Source organism: Pseudomonas sp. SDO5271_S396, assembly GCF_054071795.1.
In genome coordinates this window covers 1-8,117 of record NZ_JBSVWB010000096.1, presented here as the reverse complement: position 1 = coordinate 8,117, position 8,117 = coordinate 1, and the positions used below count along the sequence as shown (strand labels likewise).

Annotated in this window: 8 protein-coding genes; 3 read left to right on the top strand and 5 right to left on the bottom strand. The window is 62.8% G+C overall.

What is annotated here, in order from left to right; translation table 11 throughout:
- Positions 1 to 157: 157 nt before the first annotated feature.
- Genes ACW9IN_RS29790 through ACW9IN_RS29770 form a run of 5 tightly spaced genes read right to left on the bottom strand, consistent with a single transcriptional unit; the run spans position 158 to position 3,918 of the window.
- Entirely contained in the window at positions 158 to 1,135 is a 978-nt protein-coding gene (locus tag ACW9IN_RS29790) for a FecR family protein (RefSeq protein ID WP_457369196.1), read from the bottom strand.
- On the bottom strand, positions 1,132 to 1,710 hold the full coding sequence (locus ACW9IN_RS29785) for an RNA polymerase sigma factor (RefSeq protein ID WP_457369195.1): 579 nt from the start codon (positions 1,708 to 1,710) through the stop codon (positions 1,132 to 1,134). Before ACW9IN_RS29785 ends, ACW9IN_RS29790 begins: the two co-directional genes overlap by 4 nt.
- A 7-nt stretch (positions 1,711 to 1,717) precedes the next feature.
- Positions 1,718 to 2,044: a DUF3325 domain-containing protein gene (locus ACW9IN_RS29780; protein WP_457369194.1), complete on the bottom strand. Its 327-nt coding sequence runs from the start codon at positions 2,042 to 2,044 to the stop codon at positions 1,718 to 1,720.
- On the bottom strand, positions 2,045 to 3,619 hold the full coding sequence (locus tag ACW9IN_RS29775; protein WP_457369193.1) for a PepSY-associated TM helix domain-containing protein: 1,575 nt from the start codon (positions 3,617 to 3,619) through the stop codon (positions 2,045 to 2,047).
- Positions 3,616 to 3,918, bottom strand: a complete 303-nt coding sequence (locus tag ACW9IN_RS29770) for a DUF3649 domain-containing protein (RefSeq protein WP_457369192.1) — start codon at positions 3,916 to 3,918, stop codon at positions 3,616 to 3,618. Before ACW9IN_RS29770 ends, ACW9IN_RS29775 begins: the two co-directional genes overlap by 4 nt.
- Before the next feature lie 169 nt (positions 3,919 to 4,087).
- Here ACW9IN_RS29770 and ACW9IN_RS29765 point away from each other — a divergent pair, with 169 nt between their 5' ends.
- The 3 genes from ACW9IN_RS29765 to fecA all read left to right on the top strand — a co-directional run bounded on the left by ACW9IN_RS29765 (position 4,088) and on the right by fecA (position 7,943).
- Positions 4,088 to 4,576 (top strand): sigma-70 family RNA polymerase sigma factor, encoded by a 489-nt coding sequence (locus tag ACW9IN_RS29765; RefSeq protein WP_457369191.1) that lies wholly within the window; start codon positions 4,088 to 4,090, stop codon positions 4,574 to 4,576.
- On the top strand, positions 4,573 to 5,514 hold the full coding sequence (locus ACW9IN_RS29760; protein WP_457369190.1) for a FecR domain-containing protein: 942 nt from the start codon (positions 4,573 to 4,575) through the stop codon (positions 5,512 to 5,514). Before ACW9IN_RS29765 ends, ACW9IN_RS29760 begins: the two co-directional genes overlap by 4 nt.
- A 92-nt stretch (positions 5,515 to 5,606) precedes the next feature.
- Positions 5,607 to 7,943 (top strand): TonB-dependent Fe(3+) dicitrate receptor FecA, encoded by a 2,337-nt coding sequence (gene fecA / locus ACW9IN_RS29755; protein ID WP_457369189.1) that lies wholly within the window; start codon positions 5,607 to 5,609, stop codon positions 7,941 to 7,943.
- Positions 7,944 to 8,117 lie beyond the last annotated feature (174 nt).

The window sequence follows — 8,117 nt, the reverse complement described above, 5'->3', positions numbered from 1 at the left end:
CGTTTTTCCCGCCACTGCCAATCCCTTGTGGGAGTTGTCGAGCCCCGGCGAGGCTACGAAAGCGGGGGGTCAGGCAGCCTCTCTATTGGAAGTGCCGCCGTCTTCGCAGCGATGCGGCGACCCGACAAGCCAGCTCCCCCATAAAGCCCTGATGCGTCTAACGCACCACAATCACCCGCCCCAACAGGCTGTGCTGTTCAAACCCCAGCACCGCCTGCAACGCATTCAACACCGCCTGCGGGTCTTTGCTCGGAAAGCTGCCACTGACGCGCCGGGCGCCCATCTCGTCGTTGAGCAACAGGATGCGCCCCGGGTAGTAGCGCCCCAGGTCCTTGACCACATCGGCCAGCGGCGCCTTGTAATAATTGAGCCAGCCATCACGCCAGGCCAGGCGCGATTCGCTGTCCACGGCCTGCACAGCGTCGGCAACGCCCTCGGCATAGGCCACTTGCTGGCCAGCGGTCAGAATTTGCTGTGTGCCCTGCCGGGACGGTGTTACGCCGACCCGGCCGGACAACACGGTCACCTGAGCGCCGGCCGGCTGCAGGCGCACTTCGAATTGCGTGCCCAATACCCGCGCTTCGCCGCTGCCCGCTTCCACCACAAAGGATTGGCCGGTGTGGGTCACGCTGAAAAAGCCGGCGCCGCGCCGCAATTGGATATGCCGTTCGCCATGGCTGAAGTCCACGGCAATGGCACTGTCGGCGTCGAGGGTCACTTGGGATTGGTCGGCCAGCGTGACGGTTTTGATTTCGCCCGGCGCCGTCACATAGTCCGCGCCGATGTGATCGACCCAGCGCGACGGCTGCCAGCCGGCGCCCATGGACACCATCAACAGCAGGCAGGCCGCCATCGCCAAAGCGCCGGACCAACGTATCGCCCGCGAGCGCCTTGAGGTGTTCATCGCATTGAGGTAGCCCTGCAACGCCAAGGCCTCCTCGCCTGCCAGCTTGCGCGCCGGCTCTTCACTCAGTTCCCATGCCACCTGCGCCTGGGAGTACGCCTCGACATGCGCGGGGTCGGCGCGCAGCCACTGGCTGAACGTGGCCTGATCACCGCTGCTGGGTTGATCGTGCAGCAGGCTCAACCAGGCCAGTGCGGCTTGTTCCTGAGCGGGCGTGGGCGTGGTGGTCACGGTGCTTTCCCTGGCGTGCGTGGAGGCGATGGTTCACGAAGGCTGGCTTTGCAGGCTTCGAGGGCACGCATCATATGTTTTTCCACGGCACTTTGGGACAGGCCCATGGCCTTGGCGATTTGCGTGTAAGTGCGGCCGTGAATGCGGTTGAGCAGAAAGATATGCCGGGTGCGCTCCGGCAGGCTACGAAGGGCGGCTTCCACGTGACGCAGATCATTACCGGCTTCGAGGGCAGCCTGAGGCTCGCAACCCTGGTGGTCATGCTGTTCCGGCAGCCAGCCTTCACTGCTGCGCACGCGGGCGCCTTCGCTGCGCAGATGGTCGATGGCGATATTGCCGGCACACCGCAGCAGGTACGTGCTGAGTTCCTCGACCTGCACCAGCGGCCGGCGCCAGAAGCGCAGGAACAGGTCCTGCACCAGGTCGGCCGCGGTCGCACGGCAGCCGACGCGGCGGCTGACCAGGGCTTCCATCTGCGAACGCTGGGACAAAAACACCTGCAGAAAATGCGCACGCCCACCTGCCGCATCGGCGTGCTGGCTGTCCTGGGACTCGGGTGGAGTGCTGATCATCATGCAGGGCTCAGAGTATGGCGAATGCCGCAACGGGGCTGGCCAGCAGACCGAAGCCCGCCAGGATCAAGGCCAGCCTTGGCCGATAGGGCAACAACAGCACCAGCAACAAGGCGCTGAGCATTAACACCGCACACCACTCCACCAGGCCTTGGGCCCAACCGGCAGCTTCCACTGCCGGCCAGATCGAAACACTCAACAGGCCCGCACCGACAGTGCGCAACACCAGACGCCGGCGCGCCGACAATTTGCGGCGCAACAGCTCACCGTGATGGCGATCGGTGGCCAGGCACAAAGCAGTGAACCCGGCGTAGCACATCAACAAGGCGACGAGCATTCAGTGGGCCTCGCGCTTGAGGGTCAACGGACGTGCGCGCTCGGCCTTGGGTAGGGGCGCCGTGCGCTGCAGCATCTTCCAGGCGGCCCAGGTGAGGAATACGCCGCTGCCCAGGCACGTGAGGTCAAAGGCGGCCATGGCCCAGTCGCCGGAGGCGAGTGAAACGCCCAGGTGATGCGATGTGGTCAGCGCGTTCAACAATGGGATCGCGACAAACATGAGTGCGGCCAGGCTCAGTTGCTCGACCCATCCCTGGCGCCCCCGGCGCAGCGCGGCGTGCAGCAGGCTCAGGCCCCAGGCGATGAAAAAGGTTTGCACCTCCCAGTCAGAACGCTCGGCAAGACCGATCGGCAGTACACGGTTGGCCCAGAAAAACGCCGCAATCGCGATGAGCAGCCCCGACATGCTGGCCATGTTCAGCACTTCGACCAAACGCAATTCAAACGGCATCACGCCGGTTTTCGCATGCTTGAGTTGGCGCTTGCCCAGCCAGATCACCAGGCCGGTGCCGATCATCGCCGTTCCCGCCAAACCGCAGATAAAGTACAGCCAGCGCAGCAGCGGGCCGGCGAAATGCCCCATGTGCAGGCCATAGAAACTGCCGCCGATCACCGCTGGCAACGACTGTTCGCCACTGACCCGCAACAGCTCGCCAGTGGCGCCGTTGAACGAGACGGTGCTGCCAAAATCATGCACCACACGGTCGGAGCCGGCGCGGAACACATTGACCGACGCGTTCACATCCCCCGGGTTGTTCACCGCCAGCCTGCCGACATGGCCGCCTGCCCACTGCGCGCGCGCCTGTTCGTACAGAGGCACCAGCGGCAACAGCTTGGCGGACTGGCCCGACGCCTGGGCGTTGTTGGTGGCGGGAAACACTTCGCTGAAGAAAGCGCGGGTGTCATTGCCATAAGAGGCGAGAATCGGCGCCGGCATGACCAGGCTCATGAAGATCACCAGGCTGCTGTAGGTGATCATCAAATGGAACGGCAGCACCAGCACGCCCACTGCGTTGTGCCCGTCAAGCCAGGAGCGCTGCCCCTTGCGGGGACGGAAGGTGAAGAAGTCCTTGAAGATTTTCTTGTGGGTGATGATGCCGGTGATCAGCGCGACGAACATCACCATCGCCGCGATGGTCGACAGCCAGCGGCCCCACGGATGGGGCATTTGCAACTGGAAATGGAACCGGTAGAAGAACTCGCCGCCCATGCTTTCACGGGCCTGGACCGGCTGGCCGGTGACGGGGTCGAGGACTTTCTGAATGAAGTCTCCGCGTTTGCCGGGGTCAACCTTGTCTTGCCACATCACCGACAGACCAGGGTCGCGGCTGTTTGGCAAGGTGATGAACCAGCGTGCGGCATTGGGCGCCTGCTGTTGCAGATAGGTTTGGGCCGCGCTCAGGCTGCGCGCGTCGTCAAGCGCGTGAGCCTGCACCTCGGGCTGCATCCAATGGCTGATCTCATCCTTGAAATACGCCAGGGTCCCAGTCAGAAAAATCGCAAAAAGCAGCCAGCCAAATACCAACCCGGCCCAGGTGTGCAACCAGGCCATGGCCTGGCGAAATCCCTCTTTCATGAACGCGCCACCCAAAAGCCGACACCCGCTAACGTGGCAAACAACGCACTGGGCAACATCACCCCAAACCAGGCGCGTGCGGCGCTACGGCAGGCGAAACACCAGAGCACCGCCAGCAGATAGAACACGAATGAACTCATCATCCCGGTAATCACCGCATCGGCGCGGGAAGTCGGCATCCATAACGCCAGGCAGATACTGGCCAGCGAGGCCATGAGATAACCGCCCACCACCGCGGCCAGCACGCGCGAGGTCACGGCGAGGCGATAGGAGACGGGCAGTGAGGTTTTGCTTTTCATGGGGAGACGCCCTGTTCATCAGAGCGCGATATTAATGATAAATATTCTCATAAGCAAAACAGAACAGATGAATCACCGCACCTGACGGATTGCCGAAGCAAACCTTGCGCCCTACAATGCGAACAATTCTTGTTCTCTAAAGCATGTTCATGCTTGCGGAGTGTTCGCGTTGCAACCGTCCAACCCTGTCGAAGTCCTGTATCACGACCATCACCACTGGCTCACCGGCTGGTTGCGACGCAAGCTCGGCTGCCCGGAAAGTGCCGCCGATCTGGCGCAGGACACCTTCATCCGCGTGCTCACCGCGCGCGAAACGCCGACATTGATCGAACCCCGCGCCTTCCTCACCACTATCGCCAAGCGGGTGTTATTCAACTTCTATCGACGCCAGGACCTGGAACGCGCCTACCTCGACGCACTGGCCCAAATGCCCGAACAGGTGGCGCCGTCGGAAGAAGAGCGCGCGATCATCCTGCAAACGCTGCTGGAGCTGGACCAACTGCTCGACGGCCTGCCCACCCAGGTCAAGCGCGCATTCCTGCTGGCGCAACTCGACGGCCTGACCTACGCCCAGATCGGCGCCGAACTGGGCATCTCGATTGCCACGGTCAAGCGCCACCTGAACAAAGCGGCGATGCGCTGCTATTTCGCCCTATGAACGTTTCCACCCAGGTCGCCGAACAAGCCGTGCACTGGCTGATGGAAATGCAGCAGGGCGCGCTCAACCCGCGTCAGCAGGCCGCCTGGCAACAGTGGCTCAATGCCCACAGCGAGCATCAGCGCGCGTGGGACCACATCCAGCGCGTCAATCAACGCCTGCGCGGCATGCCTGCGCCTTTGGTCCATGCCGCGCTGAACGCACCGCAATCCGACAGTCGTCGTCAAGCGCTCAAGTTGCTGTTGATCCTCGGCGCCGGTTCCGCCGCGGCCTGGAGCCTGCGCCAGCAACATATTCTGCCGCCCTTGACCGCCGACTATCGCAGCCCCATCGGCCAGCGCCGCAAGGTGCAACTGGCTGACGGAAGCCAATTGCAGCTCAACACCGGCAGTGCAGTGGATGTGCATTTCGACGGCCAGCAACGGCTGATTCGCCTGCTCGAAGGCGAGATCATGCTCACCGCCCTGGCCGGCAATGCGCCCTTGCAGGTGCTGACCGGCCAGGGCTTGCTCACCAGCCAGGCCGCACGCCTGAATGTGCGCCAGTTCAACGACCACACCCAGGTAGCGGTATTCAATGGCCACGTCAGTGCCATGCCTAACCACTACAGCGGCTTGCCGTTGACGGTCGACGCTGCGCGCCAGGTCAATTTCACCCGCAAAGGCTGGGACACCCCACGCCCCACCGACGCCAACAGCGGCGCCTGGGCCGACGGCATGCTGGTGGCCGCCCATATGCGCCTGGAAGATTTCCTCGCCGAACTCGGCCGCTACCGCCGTGGCCAGCTCAATTGCGATCCGCAGGTGGCCAATCTGCTGCTGTCCGGCAGCTACCCGCTGGACGACAGCGAGCGCATCCTGGACCTGCTGGAAGTCAGCCTGCCGGTCAAGGTGCGACGGTTTACCCGCTACTGGGTGACGGTGCAGGCGCGCGTCTGAAACTATTTTCAACCACGATGAGCCGTTTTCCAGCCCTCGCGTGACAGAGAAGGAAAGCCCCCCTTGATCCTTCCTTCTCAGGACCGCTCTTTATGCTCCAGCACCCCACCCCTCTCGCCCGTACCCTGCGTCATCTGCTGCTGGGCGCCAGCCTCGGCTTTACGGTATTGCCCCCGCTGATGGCGGCCGAGGCCAAGCCTTACCACATCGCTCCAGCCTCACTGGAGGCCGCGTTGAATCAATTCGGGCGCGAAGCGGGCGTGCTGATTTCCTTTGGTTCCGAGGTCACCGCCGGCTTGCAGAGCCCTGGCCTGAACGGCAATTACAGCGCCGCCGATGGCCTGCAAAAACTGTTGGAAGGTACCGGCCTGCAAGCGCGCGCCGAAGGCGATAACGCTTACAGCCTGCAACCTGCGAACGCGCCGGCGACCCTGGAGCTGAGTACGTCCAGTGTGGTTGGTGACTGGCTGGGCGATGCCGCGCAAACCCATGTGTTCGAACACCCCGGCGCCCGTGACGTGATCCGTCGCGAGGAATTCGAACGCCAGGGCGCCACCCAGGCCCGCGACGTGCTCAACCGCATCCCCGGCGTCAACGCGCCGGACAACAACGGCACCGGCAGCCACGACATGGCACTGAACTTCGGCATACGTGGCCTCAACCCGCGGCTCGCGTCGCGCTCCACCGTATTGATGGACGGCATCCCGGTACCGTTCGCGCCTTACGGCCAGCCGCAGCTGTCATTCGCGCCTATCAGCATGGGCAACATGGACGCCGTGGACGTGGTGCGCGGCGGCGGTGCGGTGCGCTACGGCCCGCAGAACGTCGGCGGCATCGTCAACTTCGTGACCCGCGCCATTCCCGATGCGCCTACGGTCAAAGGCGGTTTGCAGACCGAAACCAGCCCGTCTTCCAGCCACGATGGTTTCAAGACCACCGGCAACCTGCTGGCCGGCGGCACCGCCGACAACGGCCTGGGCGGCGCGCTGCTGTATTCCGGCACCCGTGGTGGCGACTGGCGCGAAAACAGCAATACCCGCATCGACGACCTGATTCTCAAGGGCAAATACCAGCTCGACGACGCCAACAGTTTCAACGCCATGGCGCAGTACTACGAAGGCCAAGCCGATATGCCCGGCGGCTTGAACGTCAAGGACTACAAGGCCGATCCGTATCAGTCCACCCGCCCCTACGACAAATTCTGGGGCCGCCGTACGATGTTCAACGTCGGCTATCGCTACGAGCAGGACCGTCGCGAATTCACCGTCAACAGTTTCTTCACCAAAACCCTGCGCAGCGGCTACCTGGACCAGGGCACGTTCCTCTCGCTGTCTCCGCGTGAGTACTGGGTGCGCGGCCTCGAAACCCGTTTTGCCCAAGGCTTCGACCTCGGCCCCACCAGCCACGAAGTGGGCGTGGGTTACCGTTACATCAACGAAGCGGGCCACGAGCTGCGCTATCGCACGCCCATCAGCGCCAACCAGCAGATCCCCAACACCAGCAGCCGCAACGACCGTGACACGCGGGGCGGCACCGAAGCGAATGCATTCTTCGTCGACGACCGCATCGATATCGGCAAATGGACGATCACCCCGGGCATTCGCTACGAGATGATCGAGTCCCAGCAGACCAACAACCTGAGCAACGTCAAATACAAGGGCGACTACAACACCGCGTTGCCGGCGTTGAACGTGCTCTACCATCTGACCGACGACTGGAACCTCTACGCCAACACCGAAGGCTCCTTCGGCAGCGTGCAGTACAGCCAGATGCCCAACCGCGTGACCAGTGGCGAAGTGAAACCGGAAAAGGCCCGCACCTGGGAACTCGGCACCCGCTACGACAATGGCACCCTGCGTGGGGAAATCGGCGCGTTCCTGATCAACTTCGACAACCAGTACGACAGCAACCAGACCAACGACTCGGTGATCGCCCGCGGTGAAACACGCCATCAAGGTATCGAATCGAGCATCAACTATGCCCTGGACGGTTTAAGCCCTGCACTGGCCGGTTTCGATGTGTACGCCACTTACGCCTACGTCGACGCCACCATCCGCGAAGACGGCCCGAACAAAGGCAACCGCGTGCCCTTCTCGTCCAAGCACAAAGGCACCCTGGGCGTGGGCTACACCGAGGGGCGCTGGAAACTCAACCTGGACAGCAGCTACCAGAGCAGCCAATTCGCCGACAACGCCAACACCCAGATGGAAAGCGCCGACGGCAGTACCGGACGCATCCCCGGCTACATGCTGTTCAGCAGCCGCGCGGCGTATGACTTCGGCCCGCAGCTGTCGGATTTGAATGTGGCGGTCGGTGTGAAAAACATCTTCAACAAGCAGTACTACACGCGCTCGTTCGACGATAACAACAAGGGCAAATACGTCGGTGAACCACGCACGGTGTACGTGCAGACATCCATCGCGTTTTGATCACCTGAAACCTTGATTTACCAGCAATGGCGATCCCCTGTGGAAGCAGGCTTGTCGGGTCGCCGCATCGCTGCGAAGACGGCGGCACTGCCGACACAGATGCCGACTGACCCACCGCCTTCGTAGCCTCGCCGGGGCTCGACAACTCCCACAGGGGACTTGCAGCGGTTGGAA